The organism is Rhodopirellula sp. UH5 (genome assembly GCF_056839225.1).
Genome location: NZ_CM166390.1, coordinates 7,447,172 through 7,465,930, shown reverse-complemented (window position 1 = coordinate 7,465,930; position 18,759 = coordinate 7,447,172). Strand labels below are relative to the sequence as shown.

At 57.9% G+C, this 18,759-nt stretch carries 10 protein-coding genes; 4 read left to right on the top strand and 6 right to left on the bottom strand.

All coding sequences use genetic code 11. The features are described from left to right. Positions 1 to 68: 68 nt before the first annotated feature. The 5 genes from UH5x_RS26805 to hisD form a co-directional block, all read right to left on the bottom strand. A complete protein-coding gene (locus UH5x_RS26805) occupies positions 69 to 2,300 on the bottom strand; it encodes an NADP-dependent isocitrate dehydrogenase (RefSeq protein WP_047816002.1) in 2,232 nt (743 codons plus the stop codon). A 161-nt stretch (positions 2,301 to 2,461) separates the two neighbouring features. Next, a complete protein-coding gene (locus UH5x_RS26800; RefSeq protein WP_047816001.1) occupies positions 2,462 to 3,856 on the bottom strand; it encodes a phytoene desaturase family protein in 1,395 nt (464 codons plus the stop codon). Between the two features lie 227 nt (positions 3,857 to 4,083). Next, complete coding sequence (locus UH5x_RS26795) at positions 4,084 to 4,335, bottom strand: acyl carrier protein (protein ID WP_047816000.1); 252 nt, start codon at positions 4,333 to 4,335, stop codon at positions 4,084 to 4,086. A gap of 379 nt (positions 4,336 to 4,714) precedes the next feature. Further along, positions 4,715 to 5,974 carry a beta-ketoacyl-[acyl-carrier-protein] synthase family protein gene (locus UH5x_RS26790; RefSeq protein WP_047816058.1) on the bottom strand — a complete coding sequence of 420 codons (1,260 nt, stop codon included), beginning with the start codon at positions 5,972 to 5,974 and terminating at the stop codon, positions 4,715 to 4,717. 201 nt (positions 5,975 to 6,175) lie between these two features. After that, the gene (gene hisD / locus UH5x_RS26785) at positions 6,176 to 7,558 is read right to left on the bottom strand and encodes a histidinol dehydrogenase (protein ID WP_482636085.1); all 1,383 of its coding nucleotides are present in this window, start codon (positions 7,556 to 7,558) and stop codon (positions 6,176 to 6,178) included. A gap of 188 nt (positions 7,559 to 7,746) precedes the next feature. Between hisD and UH5x_RS26780 the strand changes: the two genes are divergently transcribed. Beyond that, positions 7,747 to 9,426 carry a hypothetical protein gene (locus UH5x_RS26780; RefSeq protein WP_482634247.1) on the top strand — a complete coding sequence of 560 codons (1,680 nt, stop codon included), beginning with the start codon at positions 7,747 to 7,749 and terminating at the stop codon, positions 9,424 to 9,426. 83 nt (positions 9,427 to 9,509) lie between these two features. After that, positions 9,510 to 11,042: a carboxypeptidase M32 gene (locus UH5x_RS26775; RefSeq protein ID WP_482634246.1), complete on the top strand. Its 1,533-nt coding sequence runs from the start codon at positions 9,510 to 9,512 to the stop codon at positions 11,040 to 11,042. 358 nt (positions 11,043 to 11,400) lie between these two features. Here the strand turns inward: UH5x_RS26775 and UH5x_RS26770 are convergent, their stop codons facing one another. Next, positions 11,401 to 13,125, bottom strand: coding sequence for a glutamine--tRNA ligase/YqeY domain fusion protein (locus UH5x_RS26770; RefSeq protein ID WP_047816056.1), 1,725 nt, complete (start codon positions 13,123 to 13,125; stop codon positions 11,401 to 11,403). Between the two features lie 234 nt (positions 13,126 to 13,359). On the opposite strand from UH5x_RS26770, the gene UH5x_RS26765 reads away from it, so the two are divergent. Both UH5x_RS26765 and UH5x_RS26760 read left to right on the top strand, forming a co-directional pair. Beyond that, positions 13,360 to 14,391 carry a sugar phosphate isomerase/epimerase family protein gene (locus UH5x_RS26765; RefSeq protein WP_236696476.1) on the top strand — a complete coding sequence of 344 codons (1,032 nt, stop codon included), beginning with the start codon at positions 13,360 to 13,362 and terminating at the stop codon, positions 14,389 to 14,391. A gap of 675 nt (positions 14,392 to 15,066) precedes the next feature. Next, a complete protein-coding gene (locus UH5x_RS26760) occupies positions 15,067 to 18,201 on the top strand; it encodes a type II secretion system protein GspD (RefSeq protein WP_236696475.1) in 3,135 nt (1,044 codons plus the stop codon). Positions 18,202 to 18,759: the final 558 nt, after the last annotated feature.

The window sequence follows — 18,759 nt, the reverse complement described above, 5'->3', positions numbered from 1 at the left end:
ACGCGGTTCGGCGACGGACCTGGAAGGCTGTCGTCCGTGCGGAGGGGCCCACCAGAGAACGCCAGCCCTTAACCAGCCAGACCGTCAATGATGGCGTTGAGCGTTGGGCTGGGTCGCATCGCGGCACTGGCCTTTGCTTCATCGGGATGGTAGTAGCCTCCCAGATCGATCTCCACGCCCTGAGCATCATTCAGCTCGCCAACGATCTTGGCTTCGTTTTCGGACAAGGCCTTGGCAATCGGTGCAAAACGGTTTTTCAAACCTTCATGCTCGGATTGGGCCAAGGCTTCCGCCCAGTACAACGCCAAGTAGAAATGACTGCCGCGGTTGTCGAGCTCGCCGACCTTTCGCGATGGTGATTTGTCGTTGTCCAAGAACCGCCCTGTGGCGACGTCGAGCGTTTTGGCCAAGACCGCGTACTCTTCGTTGCCCGTTTTTTCAGCCAGATCTTCCAGCGAAACCGCCAAGGCAAGGAACTCACCGAGCGAGTCCCAACGCAAGTGATTCTCACTGACGAATTGTTCGACGTGCTTGGGAGCCGATCCACCGGCCCCGGTTTCAAACATGCCGCCACCGGCCAACAACGGAACGATTGACAGCATCTTGGCACTGGTCCCGAGTTCCAAAATGGGGAACAGGTCGGTCAGGTAATCACGCAGCACATTGCCGGTGACACTGATCGTGTCCTGGCCTTCACGGGCGCGACCACAAGCGTGGCGGGTCGCGTCGGCAGGTTCCAAGATTTGAATGTCCAATCCAGCGGTGTCGTGATCCTTCAGGTACTCGTTGACCTTGCTGATCAGGTTGCGATCGTGAGCCCGTTTTTCGTCCAGCCAAAAGATGGCGGGAGCTCCGGTGGCACGTGAACGCGAAACCGCCAAACGAACCCAGTCCTTCACCGCGACGTCCTTGGTTTGACAGGCACGCCAGATGTCACCCTTTTCGACGTCGTGACTCATCAACTCTTTGCCGGCCGATGTGACCACGCGAACCTTGCCGTCGGCGGGAACGCGGAATGTCTTGTCGTGAGAACCGTATTCCTCGGCCTTTTTCGCCATCAACCCGACGTTGGCGACGCTGCCCATCTTGGTGACGTCGAACTTCCCGTTGGCTTTGCAGTCCTCGATCGTGGCTTGATAAATGCCCGCGTAGCAACGATCGGGAATGACCGCTTTCATGTCGTGCAGTTTGCCATCCACTCCCCACATCTTGCCACCGGCACGAATCGCGGCGGGCATCGATGCGTCGATGATCACGTCGCTGGGCACATGCAAGTTGGTGATGCCTTTGTCCGAATCGACCATGGCGATTTCAGGCAACCCGGCTTGGATTTCGACCAAGGTTCCCTCGACCAATGCCCGCTGATCCGCTGGCAGGTCCTGAACTTTGGCAAACACCGAAGCGAGACCTTGATCCGTGTCAACGCCCGCGGCAGTCAACACGTCGCCGTGTTCTTGGAACAAGCGGTCGTACATGACACTGACGCAGTGCCCAAACAGAATCGGGTCACTGACCTTCATCATTGTCGCTTTGAGGTGCAAAGAGAACAGCACGCCGCTGGACTTCGCGTCCGCGATTTGTTCGGCGTAGAAGGCTCGCAATTGACGAACGCTCAGGCGAGCTGAGTCGATGATCTCGTCCGCTTCGACTTTCAGTCCGTCGCGAAGCACGGTGACGCTGCCCGCCGAATCGACATGTTCGATCCGCAGAGTGTCATCGGAATCCAAGATCACCGATTTCTCACTTCCGTAGAAATCGCCTTCGCTCATGTGAGCCACGTGCGTCTTCGAATCGGCTGACCAATCGCCCATCGAGTGCGGGTTCTTCTGAGCGTAGGCTTTGACCGGGGCGGCAACGCGGCGGTCGGAGTTGCCTTCGCGAAGAACCGGATTGACGGCACTCCCAAGGACTTTGGCGTAGATCGCACGAACCGACTTTTCTTCGTCGGTTTGAGGGTCCTGAGGGAAATCAGGGATGGCGACCCCTTGAGCCTGCAGTTCCGTGATCGCTTCGACCAACTGCGGGATCGAAGCGCTGATGTTGGGCAGCTTGATCACGTTGGCTTGCGGTTGAGTGACCAACTCGCCGAGCTCCGCCAGCGCATCTGGCACCTGCTGGTCTGCTGGCAGACGGTCGGCAAAACCGGCCAAAATTCGCGCGGCCAAGGAAATGTCCTTGGTCTCAAACGACAAGCCACTGCCGTTGGTGAACGCTCTCAAGATCGGCAGCAACGAACGAGTCGCCAGGGCGGGGGCTTCGTCGGTGTGCGTGTAGACAATCGCGGCAGTTTCGCTGGGCATTCCAACCTCGTCAGGACAAAGACCCCGAAATCACGGGAATCAAGAAGAATTTGCGACTGAAAGCCTGCGGCCCGAACGCTCAATTGTCAATGCCGGCGCGATCTCAACGGGCAAGCTGCAACCAAAAACCGCATCCTAGGACGCAGGAACGGCCTTAACCGTCAAACCTGAAGGCAGTGCCGGTTCGCCATGCTGATGCCACTGACGATTGCTCCCACGATCCCCACAAACCCCTGGTCCGTCCCACACAGGAAAACGTTGGGCAAGTGCGTGGTGCCATCGAGCTGCTTGTCCGGTGCGCCATACACGGCCCCGTTGTCGTGCCAAGTGAAGCGGCGGATGGTCTTGGGAGTGAAGACATCCGTGTCGATGACTCGCGAACGAAAGTCGGGCATGAAGCGAACCGCCGAGGCAACCGCCTCGTCGTACTGCGTCACCTTTTCCGCCCGGTACTTCTCCTCGGGCAATTCCGACCACAAATCATGATTGGCAAGCGTGGTGATTCGCACCACGCCGTCGGGCAACTCGCCTTCTTCCGCGTCGTAAATGTAGTTGTTCGGGCTGCAGATGACTCCCGTCCGAGCGTCACACAAGGAATCGTCGGGACGCTCCCAATGGAAGTTCGGCGAATCGTTGTAGAACACGATCGTGCGGTCGAAGCCCAATTCCTTGGGTTTGCAATCGAGCACGCTGATCGATTCGATGAACGACAGTTTCCCGGCCTTGGCGACATCGGGTTCGGTGATGTCGTCACACATCCGCATGGTTTCAACCGTGCCCGCGGAGGAGAGAATTCGCTTGGCCCGCAACTCGGTTCCATCGTCCAGCACCACCCCAACGGCTTTGCCGTCCTCGACGTGAATGTTGGCAACGCCGCTTCGTAGTTTGAGCTCGCCGCCGAGGCCCCGGAACTTGCGGACCAAGTTCTTCAGGATGACTCGCACACCTTTGTAAGGCCGCCCGAAACCCTCCAGGTAACAAGCCCGGAACATGATGCAGAATTGACCGAAGTCCATGTCATTTTCGCGAGCGTTGCCGTACCACATCAGGGGGCACAGCAGCATCTCGATCAACAAAGGGTCCGACAGATGCTCCGCCATGACCTCCCGAGCGGACCGCATGAATTCGGGCGCGTCGCCGTCCATGTCGCTGTAATCGAGCAGCGAACCACACAGACTGCGGAAGCCATCGATTTGATCGGGGAAGCGAGACTTGATTTCGCTTTCGAGCATCGCGATGTCGTTGGTGAAATCCAATTCCACACCGGGAAATCGGATCGAAGACCCATTCTGCTCGGCGAGCTTGAAATCTTCCCAACTAAACCGCAATTGCCGAATCAGCTTGGCCAGCGGACCTTTCTTGTCGCCCTTGCGAGCGAAGTTGGTCATCGCGTGCAGCCCCACGTCATAATCGCGGCCGCCCATTCGATAGAACGAGTTCAAACCACCGATCGTGTAATGCTTCTCGAGGATGCAAACGCGTTGGTCAAAGTGGGCCAGCCGAATGCCAGCGGCCAACCCGCTCATCCCCGCGCCGATGATGATGGTGTCGTACATTCGAAAGCCGCTAGCTGTTAGCGATTAGCCCCTAGTGGTCTGTCAAAGCTAAAAGTGAGGGTTGATCGTAGTGGACGAGGCGACGAGTCCTTGGATTTGACGCCAGTTCAGGACTCGTCGCCTCGTCCACTACCCTAAAAACAAGTCGTGACAGACCACTAGCTTTGTGGGTGACAGTGATCGGAATGCGAAAGGCTAGAAGCTAGTCGCGAGTTGCTCGAGAGCTCTCAAAGATCCTTCATCTTGGGTTCCAGGTACGTGACCGTGGAGTGCATGCTGGCGAGATGACCGTAGTCTTCCTCTGGAATTTGCACGCGGTGACGCTTGCGAAGTTCCATCACGATGTCCAAAAAGTCCATCGAATCCAATTCCAACTGCTCGCGAAACGCCTTCTGGTCGTCCAGGTTGTCGAGGTCCTCATCAGGAGAAATGTCGTCGAGGATATCGATGATTTCTTGGCGAATATCGGCAGGAGTCATGAAAGGAAGCAGGGATGCGAGAGAAACGGGAAGGAGAAACGTCCGTGTCCCAACGGCGGAGCAACCGCCACCGCGGGATGGAGTAGTTTCGACGGCAATGGGATTCGACACAAGGGGCACCCCGCGGCACCCCGCTCAATTGAATCGGGACAGATCGCCGCAGGGAGGTGGAAAGTGGCCCTGGACCACTGGACCACTGGACCACTGGACCACTGGGATCAGGGATCAGGGATCAAAACGCCTCGTTCCAATTCACCCTCCCCTGGGAGGGTCGAGCGAAGCGAGGGGAGGGCCAAGCACTGAAATTGCAAAGTGACAATTGCAAATTTGAAATGGGGATGCCGCCTCAGCCCTGACGAGTGGCGGAACGACTCCGAAATCAAACGCGGCCGACGATGACCACGGAATTGATGCCGAGCATCCCGAACGAATTGTTCAGGATGTAATCCACCTGCTTTTTCTCTTGAGGCTCGTTGAGCACCAAGCCTGGCAAATCGCACTCGGGGTCCAGTTCATCCACATTGATCGTCGGGTGAACGACTTGATCACGGAAGGCCATCATGTTGCCAGCCAACTCCAGCGCCCCGGCAGCGCCCATCGCGTGACCAATGTAGCTCTTCGTGTTGTTGATGCGGACGTTCTCGCATTTTCCAAACACGCTTCGCAGAGCGGCACATTCTTGGATGTCGCCGCTGTTCGTTCCCGTCGCGTGTGTGCTGACGATGTCGATTTGGTCCGCTTCCAACCCTGCTCGTTTGAGAGCCTTCTGAACACATTGGGCCTGGCGTTCCGGATTGGGCAACACGAAATCGGTTGCGTCTGTGTTCATCGCGTAACCGACCAACTCACCATGAATCTCGGCTCCGCGAGCCTTCGCGTCACTGAGTCGCTCGAGCGTGTACAGGCACCCGCCCTCGGCAACCACGATGCCGTTTCGTTTTTGATCGAATGGGCGAGACGCGAGGGTCGGATCGGCGTGGGTCGCCAACGCGTTTTGGCTGTTGAAACTGGCGAAGATCCCGAACGTGTGAATGCTCTCACTGGTTCCGCCCGCGATTGCCACATCGCACTCGTTCAGCCGCAGCATCTGAGCACCTTGGATGATGCCTGCGTTGCCGGCGGCACAGGCGGCACCGATCGTGTAGTGCGGACCGGTGATTTGCATGTTGAGTGCAATTTCACCGGCGGGGTTGTTCGCAACGGTGCGTGGGTTGTGATGGTGCGACCAGCAACTTGTGTCGTAGTCGAACCCTTTGATCACATGGATTTCGTTTTCAGTTTCGACGTTGCCGTGTTCGGTCACGCCGACGTAAATGCCGACCCGATCCTTGTCCACGTTTTCCCAATCCAATCCGGAATGCGCGACCGCTTCTCGAGCCGTGTAGACACCGACGCTGCCGGCACGAGTGCCTCGCCGAATGTCCTTTTTGGACTGGTACTTTTTGGCATCGAAGTCACACACCCCGGCCAGAGTCTCGCCGAAATAGCGGATTTCGTAAGGCTGCACCCCGCTGCGTTTTTCCAGCAACGCTTGGCGGAAGGAACCCCAGTCGTTGCCGTTGGGCGAAGTCAGACCGACGCCGGTGATGACAATGCGTTGGTCGTCGGGAAGTTGAGATGCGAGGTTAGGGGCGATCACGGATATGGAGGCCAAAATGAGCGATTGGTGCGTGGATGGCAACTCAAAAACGTAGCAATCTGACGTCGTTTCCTCAACGGGCAATGCCAGAGCGAATTTTGGAATTGCGGGGAAGTGCCCCGCCCAAACGGTGAAAAAACCGACCCAACGGACTGGTTGAGCCAAGCACAATGCCCATGCCAAATCCCGCTTTGCAGCAGCTCATTCGGTCCGAATCGAAATGCTGCGAGCGTGAGCGGTCAGGCCTTCTTTTTCGGCGACGGTGATCACATCGGGTGCGATCACTTCCAATGCCGAGCGATCGAACTGAGTCACACTGCCAGACCGCAAAAAGCTGTTGGCGGACAACCCGGCCGCCCACCGGCACGTGCCTCCCGTCGGCAACACATGACTGGGTCCCGCCGCATAATCGCCCAAAGCGACCGGAGTGTGGTGGCCCAAAAATGCCGCCCCACTGTGCCGGATCTTTGCGATCAAGCATTCCGGTTCACGCGTTTCGATCTGCAAGTGTTCCGGGGCGAACGAATCCGTCAGAACACACGCATGATCCGAGTCACGTGCCAAAATCAAAGCTCCGAAATCGGCCAGAGCATCGCGAGCCAAATCGCCACGCTCCAGTTGCTCCAACTGCTTCGCCAACTCCGTTTTGACCTGATTCAGCAGCGTTTCATCCCAGGTGATCAAGATCGCCGAACCGGGCGAGTGCTCGGCTTGTGCCAACAAATCCGAGGCAACAAACGAAGCGTCCGCGGAATCGTCCGCGATCACAATCACTTCGCTGGGCCCGGCAAACGAGTCGATGTCGACGGTCCCGAACACATGCTTCTTCGCCAAGGCCACGAACAAGTTGCCAGGGCCGACAATTTTGTCGACGGCGGGCAAGACATCACACCCATACGCCATCGCGGCGACCGCTTGAGCCCCGCCGCAACGATAGACTTCTTTGATTCCCAACTCATGACAGGTGGCCAACATGTCGGTGTTGTACGCACCAAACGGGGTCGGCGGAGCGACCACCGCAATCTCATCGACGCCTGCGACCTGAGCTGGAATCGCCGTCATCATCACGGTCGATGGGTACGCCGCGGCACCGCCGGGAACACAGATTCCCACCCTTGGAATCGGCACGTATCGCTGGGTCAATGAAACACCGGGACGCGGGGTGATGGTGACGTCGCGGTGCAAAATCGCCGATTGAAACGTCGCGATGTTTTCGCGAATGCGGCCGATGGTCTCGATCAGCTTGGGATCCGCCGCGGCATGGGCGGCTTCCAAGTCTTCCTCTGGCACTCGCAGCGTTTCGGCCGTCAGTTCGGCTCCATCGAGCGCCTTGGTGTATCGCAGCAAAGCCTCGGTGCCGTGAGTCTGAACGTCGTTGCAAATCGTTTCGACGACTTCGACGGGCGTCAGCGCTTTGCCGAACACTTTCAACGTCAATTCGCGACCTCGAGGGCTGACCAGATCACCACGCGGGCTCAACTTTTCACGCAAGGCGGCCAGAGTTTTCGCGGCATCACCTGAGGAGGCATCGCGAGCGTCAACGGTTTGGATTGAAAATTCAGGCACAGCAGCGACGCGGGACAAACGGAGGAAGGGGACGACCAACTTGGAAGCGGCTGGGAAAAAAGTGTCAGGTACCTTTTGCCGGAACGGCCCACTGGGTGCTTCGCACAAAAGGTACCTGACACTTTTTTCCCGCTCACCACTTCATGCAGCCGAGAAAGCTAGCCTGTCAGTTTACCGAGCCAACAACCTTGGGCTAGGCTTGGCCCATGAATCGTCCTTCCACACCCGCTTTGAAATCAGCCGAAGCACAATCGCTTCCCGAAAAACGACGCGTTTCCGCGATCGAATGGGTGGCCGCGATCGCAGTCTTCGCCCTCACCTTCGTGCTTCGATGGCCCTTTTTGGCGGAGAGTTTCTGGATCGACGAGCTTCACACGGCTTGGTGCATCGCCGACGACTGGAGCGAAGTGGCTCCGCGGGCGAAAATGGGCAATCAGCAACCGCTGTACTTCTGGTTGCTGTGGTTTTGGCAACAAATTCCCTGGCCTGAACCCTGGGCGAGCTACCCCGTCGAAGTCCTTCCCCGCCTCACCAGTCTCTGGTGCGTCAGCCTCTCGGCCGCCCTGATCGTCTGGGGATCCTTCCGCTACCACGGCAGCCTGGTCGCGGCTCTGGTGGCTGGAATCGCCGTGGCGATTGATCGACAAGCCGCTTTCTTTGGCGTTGAACTGAGGCCCTACGCCGCGGTGATTCTAGGAAGCACATTCGCAATCGGATTTGCTGCCCGACTCTGGGCCTTCCCCGATCGCGGCCTGAAACGAGATTGGACAGGGCTCCACGCGAGCGTGCTTTTCGCGATGTTGATGCACATCACCTCCCTGATCACGCTCGCCCCTTTGATCGCGGCCCTGACGGCCAGCGACCTGTTTCATTCTCGCCACAACTCCGCTGAACGGAAACGCAAGCTCTGGCGTCACGCCGGTTGGTTGTCCCTGTGGATCCTCGCTGGGCTGCTGCTGGCCAATCACCAACATGAAATCTGGAACCGCCGAGAAGCCTGGTCCTCTTTCGGTCGCCCCAACTCCATCTTTGCGTTTTGGAAGATGTGGCCCTGGTTGGGATGGACGATCATTCCGACCAGCATCGTCCTGCTCTGCTTCGCAATCTTGCCAACCCCAGGATCTCCCGAGCCGTCCCGTGCCAGCGTCACGACCGCTTCCAAACCCACCATTTCCCGTGACCGGACAACCTCCTTCGCGCTCCTTCTGCTTGGCGTTTTGCTGACTTCTGTCATCTCAGCAATGCTTCTGTCTGAATGGGGCGGGGTTCCGATTTGGCAACGTCGCTACCTCATCGCAGGCCTGCCACTCGGCTGCATCAGCCTGGGAGGCTGGATTGCATCGCTTCGCCATCATTCACACTCCCGATGGATTGCCCCTCTCATCGCAATCCCCTCCCTCGCTGCCATCGTCTGGTCGCAAGGTTCGATCCATCCCAACGTCGCGACTCATTGGGTTTATCGAGACGAAGACTGGCGGGGAGCCCTGCAACAGATCGCCGATTCGGCCCAACCGCAGGACAGCCATCCCAACGACGCGATCCAACATCACCTTTGGATTGACGGGGACCTGATCGAGCAACCAGCCATCACGGGCCGGGTCACCGACGTGGACCTCGCGACCTACCTGACCCTGCCTGCCAGGGGGCCCTACTCCCCAGGCAAGCACACACTTCTTCACGCAGTTGGTTCCCTTGCCCCGATGGAAGGATGGCAACAAGCGGTCCAATCATCAGGCTTGGACACACCGCATTCCAAGCATTGGTTTCTGTCGCGATGGCTGCCCTCCAATCAACGAACATCACCATTGCTGAACGGACGGGACATTCGATCCCATGGTCAATTTGGCAACCTCTTTCTGTACTCCCAACCGGCGAGTGAGGACTGACCTCGGCTTGTCAAACACCAGCGAACATGACAACGTCCTCGGCACATCCATTTGTGCCGGGGATTTTTTTGGGAACCATCCAGATGAGCCAAACCACCAACGACCACGCATCCACGTTCGATGCACTTTGCCAAACCTTTCGCGATGCAGCCAAGCTTTCCACCACCGCCGATTTGCTGGAGTGGGATGAACGAACCGGGATGCCACGCGGCGGGGCGGACTATCGCGCTGAACAAGTCGCCCACTTGCGAGGGCTCGTTCACAGCCTGCAAACGGCTCCCGTCATCGAAGAACAACTCGCCTCACTGACGGACTGGGACGCGGCGTCTGATCCACACAGTGACATCGGAGCCACGCTGAAGTGCTTGGCCGATGATTACCGGCGACAGTGCAAATTGCCCAGCGATCTGGTTCAGCGAACCGCATCCTGTTGCGTTCGTGGGCAAGGCCGCTGGGACGCTGCCCGGAAGGCGGACGACTATGCGATGTTCCAACCTGTCCTGGACGAAATGCTTTCGCTCAAACGAGAAGCGGGCCAGCTCCTGAAGTCGGACGGCCAAACGGTCTACGAAGCGTTGCTGGATGAATTTGAACCGGGTGCGAAAGCAGCGGCTCTCACAAAAACTTTCGCTGACTTGCGAACGGAACTGGTGACGCTGATCGGTGAAATCAAAGATTCACCGCGGCAAGTCGACACGTCGTTGATCACCCAAGACTTTCCGATCGAAGCTCAGCGAGCGTTCTCACGTGTGCTGGCGGAAGCGATCGGTTTCGATTTCAACCGCGGCCGACTGGATGAAACCTCACACCCGTTCTGCACCACGATCGGCCCTTCCGACTGCCGCATCCTGACGCGTTACGAACCAAACTTCTTGCCGACCAGCATCTTCGGAACACTGCACGAAGCCGGGCACGGGCTGTACGAGCAAGGCATGCGAGAGGATTGGTTTGGATTGCCACCGGGCAGCTACGCTTCGTTGGGCATCCACGAATCGCAATCGCGAATGTGGGAGAACCTGGTTGGTCGAACGCTTCCATTCTGGGAACACTTCACCCCGCAGATCCAGCAACACTTCCCAGCGCAACTCGGCAACGTCACCTCCGCCGAACTGCATCGCTGCTTCAATTCCGTTTCACCATCGCTGATCCGCGTCGAAGCTGACGAAGCCACCTACAACCTGCACATCATCGTGCGATTCGAACTGGAACAAGCCCTGATCAGTGGCGAGCTTTCCACCGACGATCTTCCCGTCGCTTGGGCGGATGCCTACGAACAAGTCATCGGGGTTCGCCCCCCCTCGGCCGCCGATGGCGTGCTGCAAGACGTTCACTGGAGTGCGGGTTTGATCGGCTACTTCCCGACTTACACGCTGGGGAACCTGGCGGCGGCACAGTTGTACGACGCGGCGAAGGAGTCACTCGGCGACATCGACGCCCTGGTTCGCGAGGGCAACTTTGCGCCGCTGCGAGAGTGGTTGGTCAAAAACGTCCATCAACTTGGACGCACCCGCACGGCGGATGAACTGGTTGAGCAAGCCAGCGGCAAACCACTCTCCGCCGAACCGCTGATCCAAAGCCTGCGAACCCGCTACAGCCAAGTCTACGACCTCGCCTGATCAATCCCTTCGTGGCATAGCGAGCTGTTGACTTTCGATTCTTCATATCAGCCGATTGGGCGTTAGCTTGGCCTGCTGAATGTTAGGCGTTGTGGAGCGTATTCGTTTGCGCAAGTTTTCATCCCGGTAGGGATGTCAGAGAGTAGCCGTCGGTAAGCGATAGCGCCACCGACGGACACGCAACCCGCGTCGCCACTCTCCATCCCGCCGTGGCCATCGGCCACGGCGGGATGGAGAGTTTTTCTGGGGCTCGTTTTCCGGGGGTACGCTGCTTCGCAGCACCCCCCGGCTACCATCTGGCATCCCTACCGGGATGAAGAAAGACAGGAGTCGGAAAAAAAGAAGAATCCCAGCCCTACTACTTCTTCCCCTTCGCCTCGATCTTGCCCCAGGTGTCACGCAGCGGAACGATGCGATTGAAGACCACTTCGTCGCTGGTGGTATCGGGATCCACGACGTAGTACCCCAATCGTTCGAACTGCACGCGATCGCCAACGGCGGCTTCCGCCAACGCAGGTTCCACGTGTGCGGTCAGCGTTGTCAGTGAGTCCGGGTTCAAGTGATCCAGGAACGTGCCGGTTTCCGAAGACGCGTCCGGGTTCTCGACTTTGAACAGTCGATCGTAATTCCGAACCGTCACCTTCTGGGCGTGCTCGCGGCTGACCCAGTGGATCGTGCCTTTGACTTTGCGCCCCGATGTGTCTTCGCCGCTTTTGGTTTCGGGATCGTACGTGCACAGAACTTCGGTGATGTTTCCGTCCGCATCCTTGACCACCTCTTCACAGTCCACGATGTAGCCAGACCGCAGACGAACAGCCCCGCCCTTCTTCAACCGGAAGAACTTGCGAGGCGCCTCTTCACGAAAATCTTCGGACTCGATGTACAGTTCACCGCTGAATGGAATCTCGCGACTGCCCGCCGATTCATCCCCGGGGTTGTTGATCGCATTCATCATCTCGACCTTGCCCTCGGGCCAATTCGTGATGGTGAGTTTGATCGGGTCCAAGACTGCCATCCGTCGCGGCGCGACCGAATTGAGATGTTCGCGAACCGCGTTTTCCAACCGCACGACATCGATCGTGCTGTTGAACTTGGCCACGCCGATGTCCGCACAGAACGCTCGGATGGATTCGGGCGTGTAGCCACGACGACGCAAACCCACCAAGGTCGGCATCCGAGGATCGTCCCAACCAGTGACGTGATTCTCCTTCACCAATTGCAACAACTTGCGTTTGCTCATGACCGTGAAGGTCATGTTCAAACGAGCGAACTCGATTTGGCGAGGGTGATGAATGCCGAGGTTCTCGCAGTACCAATTGTACAGTGGACGATGGTGTTCGAATTCCAGCGTGCAGATCGAAAACGTGATCTTTTCCAGCGAATCCGATTGCCCGTGGGCCCAGTCATACATCGGGTAGATGCACCACTTGTCGCCGGTGCGGTGGTGCGACACGTGAGCGATTCGGTACATCACCGGGTCACGTAGATTGATGTTCGGCGAAGCCATGTCAATCTTGGCCCGCAACGTCTTCTCGCCGTCCTTGAACTTGCCCGCCTTCATCGCCCGCAGCAGTTCCAGGTTCTCTTCCGGCGTGCGATCACGATGCGGCGAGTTTTTGCCTGGTTCGGTGAGCGTGCCACGGTAGGTGCGAGTCTCTTCGGCGTTCAGGTCACAAACGTAGGCCTTGCCGTCTTGGACCAGTTGTTCGGCCCAATCATAAAGTTGGTCGAAGTAGTCACTGGCGAAGTGCAGGTTGTCCCACTGGAATCCCAACCAACGCACGTCCTCTTGGATCGAGTCGACGTACTCGGTGTCTTCTTTGATCGGGTTGGTGTCGTCGAAACGCAGGTTGCACGTGCCGCCCATTTCCTTGGCCAAACCAAAGTTCAGACAGATGCTTTTCGCGTGTCCGATGTGCAGGTACCCATTGGGTTCCGGCGGGAACCGCGTGGCGACTCCGTCGAAGCGACCGCTTGCCAAATCCGCATCGATCGCTTGGCGAATGAAATGCTTGGGTGGCGTTTTGTCGGGGGTAGCCGAGTCAGATGGTTCGGGTGCGTTCACGTCAATTCGCCGGTACAGAAGGATCAAAAGGAGCCGCATTGTGACGCGATAGCCGAAACGTTGAAAGGGTGGAATCCACGCTTCGTTTTCCTCTCGATTGGCCTCGCCGGAATCGCGAGGAACGGGGCCGCTCAAGGAAGGAACCACGGTTGCGAATCTGGCAGGCTCGTCTCCTCCTCAACGGTGGCAGGGGGTTCGGTTAGGCTATTTGAACTCTCCATTGTCCCCGGTGCTGAAAAAGGAACCTGCCTCGTGAATTCTGCCCAAGACCCTCGTTCCAAACCGTCCGTCGATCGTCGCCAGTGGTTGAGCTACGCGGCCTTTGGCGGGGCTGCCGTCGCCGCCGGATCGGCTTCCACCCCAACGGCCGCCGCCGCGGCAGCGGTCAACCAATCGCCGCCCAAGTACAAGTTCAAAAAATCAATCAACCTGTGGGCGTTTCCTTATCCTGACAAAATGTCCCTGAAGGAATGCCTGCAACTGGCCAAGGACGCCGGCTTCGACGGCATCGAGCTGAACTACGACCTCGACAGTGATCTGTCGCCCAAATCGGGAACCAAAGAGTTCACCGAGATTCGCAAGCTGGCCGACGACATCGGCATTGCGATCAGCGGCCTGTGCTCGTTCCTGTTTTGGCCGTACCCGCTGACCAGCAACGATCCCGCCGAGCGGGCTCGTGGGATGGAACTGGCCGGCAAGATGACACAGGCGGCACACGACCTGGGGACCGAAAACCTGCTGGTCGTGCCTGGCGCCGTTCACATGCCTTGGCGAGAGGACCACGACCCGACGCCCAATGACGTTTGCGATCGCCGGGCTCGCGAAGCGATTGGCAAACTGCTGCCCCAGGCTGAGAAACTCAATGTCAAGCTGAACATGGAGAACATCTTCTTCAATGGTTTCTTGATGTCACCGATGGAGATGGCGGAGTTCGTCGACAGTTTCCAAAGCGATCACGTGCGAGTGCACTTCGACACCGGCAACATCATGGAATACCAGTTCCCCGAGCACTGGATTCCGATCTTGGGCGATCGAATTCAAAACGTGCACTTGAAGGAGTACACCAAAAAGGGAACCGACCATTCGCTCGAAGCGTTTCGTCCGTTGCTGGACGGAACCACCGACTGGCCCGCCGTCCTGGAAGCGTTCGAGACGATCGACTACGACGGGTACCTCACGTTTGAGTACTTCCACCCGTACGCCCATTTCCCCGAAGCGTTGATCTATCAAACGTCCGATTCGCTGGACCGAATGCTCGGGCGAGAGCGTCCCCGACTGGCCTAAGCCACGCACGATGAACAAGTGGCGGGTTTCGTAGTGGACGAGGCGTACGAGTCCCATGCAGGAGGATTCGTGGCCTCATCCACTACGCCAGGAATTGATCGTGCGTTGCCAAGCGGGTCGCTCGGCCCGAATGGTTCGCGGGATGCCGATTCTCCGTCTCGCAGGTTTCCCGATGAAGACCAGGTTGCTTTGGAGCCGCCTGGCTCGTCGGTACGGGGGTCCGATCCAGCCTGGCAAACCGGCTGGCGAGCAGTTTCATGCGCCAATCGAGTTTTCCGCTTGACAAAAATTCGATTTAGTCCCTCAAAGCCGTGTTGACACTGGTTGTCTGCAATTCGTATTGCCAACCTCGCTAGGAAGGTTTTCGTGCTGACTCATTGGGGGATTTCCATCAGGAAGATGGAATTCTGCCGAGGAGACCAGTTCGAAACGCGGGACACCCCGGTGTTCACGGCCGACAACCAGTCCACCGATGGTGAGTCTGGGCGAGAGCTTTCCAGCACTTTATGGATTTCATGTCTCACGCGAAGAAGGAGAGTCGCGTTGAACCGCTCGTATCATCCGCCCAGGCGGAACCGGTCATGTCCTGAGGGACAGGCCAAGGATGAATTGGGTCACTCGATGGCCTCGCCGACACGCGCCTCTGCTACAGAGGCCTCTGCCAAGGAATCTTTGATGTCAACGCCGGAATCTCGATGGCGACGCAAGGTCACCCGACCTTTGGTGTCATTGTCCATCGCCTCGTTGCTGTCGACCGTGGTCGCAGTCCCGAACGCCTCGGCCCAATTCTCATTGCCACCCACCGACTCGTCCGCGAAAGCAGATGCGACTTCGAAAGAATCGCCTGCCTCGTTGCCGTTGGCCATCCGTCGCACGGAAACGTTGCGATTGGTCGCCGCCGGACGAGCTGCGTTGGACAAAGGCGATGTCAAAAACGCTTACTTGATGGCCAACCAGGCCCAATCCTTTGGATTGAAAGAGCATGAATTCCAACCGGGCGACGCTCGCCCGTGGCAATTGCTTCTTGATACCCAAGCCGCCGCTCGTCGGACCGGTTTGGACTTGAACGCTTTGGCCAAGCAAGCCGCCAACCCGATCATGCAAACCAGCGGCCAAACCGCTGCCGGTGCACCATTCATGGTGCAACAAGCCGGCGGTGCCAGCTCGGCTCCTGGTGGCATCGCTCAGGTTCAAGCTGCCACACCACTGGGCAACTCCCAAGGCGATCGTCTGTTCCGAGAAGGAATGGATCTGTTGTCCCAGGGCAAGAAAACCGAAGCCCGTCAAGCGTTTGTGAAAGCCTGGAACTTTGAATCCGAGCTCGACACGCAAACTCGTCGTGCTTTGCAAGACAAGTTGACCTTGTTGCAACCCTCTCGTTTGCCATCGCCAACCGCGGGTCAGCCCCTGTCGGCGATGGACAAAGCGGACCTCGAAGCCCAACAGCAAACCCGTCGCTTGTATCGCGAGATCACGACGGAATTGTCCAAGGCCAACGAGAAACGCACGGACGCTCCGATGGACGCCGTTGACGACCTGGAACGCCTCCGTCGTCGTGTCGAAGGAGCCAGCATCGATGAAGCCTCCAAGGCATCGCTGGCAGCCATGGTTGACCGTGCGTTGTCGGATCAAAAGACTTACGTCGAACAGCATCGTGCCGAGATCCAATTGGACTTGGCCAACGAAGCCGTTCGCTCCGAAATGGCCACCGACGCCGCCAAAGAAGCTCGCATCGACGATGAAATTTCATCGCTGGTCGAGACCTTCAATGACTTGATGGACGATCGTCGCTTCAACGAAGCCGAAGTGATCGCAAAACAAGTCGGTGAGCTGAAACCCGGTTCGCCGATCGCTCAAAGCATGTTCCACAGCAGCCGCATGGGCGTTCGCATCCAAATGGATGAGGAGATCAAAGCCGGTGCCGAAGACGGTTTTGTTCGCGAAATGCTGGCCATCGGTCAAGCGGCAGTCCCCGGCGATCCCGATCGTCCGTTCGCCTTCCCCGAAATTCGTTCGTGGGAAGAACTGTCGCGTCGCCGCTTGCAGAGCAACGCTGAAACCAGCTTGTCGCCTCGCGAACAAGAAATCAAACGAAAACTCGCGACGGAAGTCGAAGTCAAGTATCGCGATCGTCCATTGGGCGAAGTCCTGGATGACTTGTCGAACATGACCGGCGTGCCGATCGTGATCGACAATCGTGCTCTGGCCTCGATTCGCATGAACCGCGAGACCCCGGTTTCGCAGAACATCAACACGCGAATTTCGCTGGACAGTGCTCTGAACATCATCTTGGGTGATCTCGACCTGACGCACGTCATCGACAACGAAGTCCTGAACGTGACCAGCAAAGACGCTCGCCGCACGATGGTCGAACGTCGCACTTACCGAGTCGCTGACTTGGTCACCCCCATCCCGAACTTCGTCACCGGTTACGACGATGGTTTGCGTGGTGCGTTGCGAAACGCCTACCAAATGATCAACCCACAGACCGACGTTCAAGTCGTGCCTGTCTCGGCGTCAGGATTGGGCGGGTTTGCCGGCAACAATGGCTCGGCATCAATGAGCCCCAACATGTTGGGGCAATACAACACCGGAAGCGGCTACGGCTCGGCCGGCGGCTTGGGTTCGCCCAGCAGCTTCGGCGGCTTGGGTGGTCAGTCCATGGCTGACTTCAGCCAACTGATGCAGTTGATTCAAACAACCATTGAACCGGAATCGTGGGAAGCCCTCGGTGGCGTCGGCACGATGGCTCCGTACCCACAAAACTTGTCGCTGGTTGTCAGCACGACGAGCGATGTGCACGACCAAATCGTTGACTTGTTGGAATCGCTTCGCCGTCTGCAGAACTTGCAGATCACAATCGAAGTTCGCTTCATCACCTTGTCCGACACGTTCTTCGAACAAATCGGAATCGACTTTGACTTGCAGTTCGATGACAACGCCCCTGGATTGCCAGGCGATGACAGCGGACCGGAAGTCACGATCGGCTTGGACGCCGACGGAACGCCAACGGCCGACCTCGACATCCGATTCGACAACAACAGCAGCGGTGTCACACCACCCTTTGGTGCTGACCCCGGTGCGATCTCGACCCTCGGGTTCGCGATCTTGAGCGACATCGAAGCTTACTTCTTCTTGCAAGCCGCTCAGGGTGACAGTCGTACCAACGTGATGCAGGCTCCCAAGGTGACGTTGTTCGACGGTCAGATCGCTTCGATCCAAGACCAGACATCGCGTCCTTTCGTGACCAGTATCGTTCCGGTTGTCGGTGACTTCGCCGTCGCACAGCAGCCCGTCATCGTCGTCCTCGACGAAGGCACACGACTGAACGTGCAAGGTGTTGTCAGTGAAGACAAACGATTCGTTCGCCTGACGCTGATTCCAACCTTCAGCCAAATTGGCGAAGTGAACGAGTTCACGTTCCAAGGCAACTCGACGACCCGCAACACCAGCAGTCGAAATGTCGACACCAACGGTGACGGCGTGATCAACGAAGAAGATGAGCAAGAAGAAGAAAGCGTCAACCAAGGCACGACGGTTCAACAACCAACGTTCGCCTTCACCACCGTGAACACGACCGTGAGTGTTCCCGATGGCGGCACGATTCTTCTGGGTGGGATCAAACGGATGAGCGAAGGCCGCAACGAACGTGGCGTGCCGTTCCTCAGCAAGATCCCCTACGTCAGCCGATTGTTCCGCAACACCGCGGTCGGTCGTCAGTCGAGCAGTCTGATGATGATGGTCACACCTCGGATCATCATCCAAGAAGAAGAAGAGATCGCCCAAACCGGATTCGATCCGGGTCGCTGATTGCGATTCGAATCTCTCAACTTGAGAATCGGAAGCGTCCTTCCGCTTTCGATTCAGGTGACCTGAGATTCGTTTTCTTCCAATGATCGATCTTTTTCTCAACCACACAACGGTCGTCGCGAGTTCTCCGGAACTTGCGGCGACCGTTTTTTAATGCGCGGTGGTGGCGTCCGAGATCCACGCCAGGCTCCGCCCCCTCCCATTTGCAGACGTCATGCAGTTTTGACGTCTTGTCTTGCCAGGCGTTTGTCATCACCCTCCGCTCGGGAGGGTCGAGCGAGGGGAGGGCTCAGCATTGGACCCAGCTCGTAACCCTCCCCGGCCCGAAGCGGCCCGACCCTCCCAAAAAATGGGGTCGTGCAGTTTTCTGGTGCTGGGTTTTGGCGGGTTTCTGCAGCAACCACCCATCACAACCCGAAGCGTGAGCGAGGGACGCCCCCAACTCCCACGACGGCCCCATCCGGGGCGACCGTTTGTTTTCCGGCATCGGTCTCTCGGAGCTTCCGCCCCGAGCGAAGCATGACGGCCCCATCCGGGGCGATACCCAGACGCCCGCCA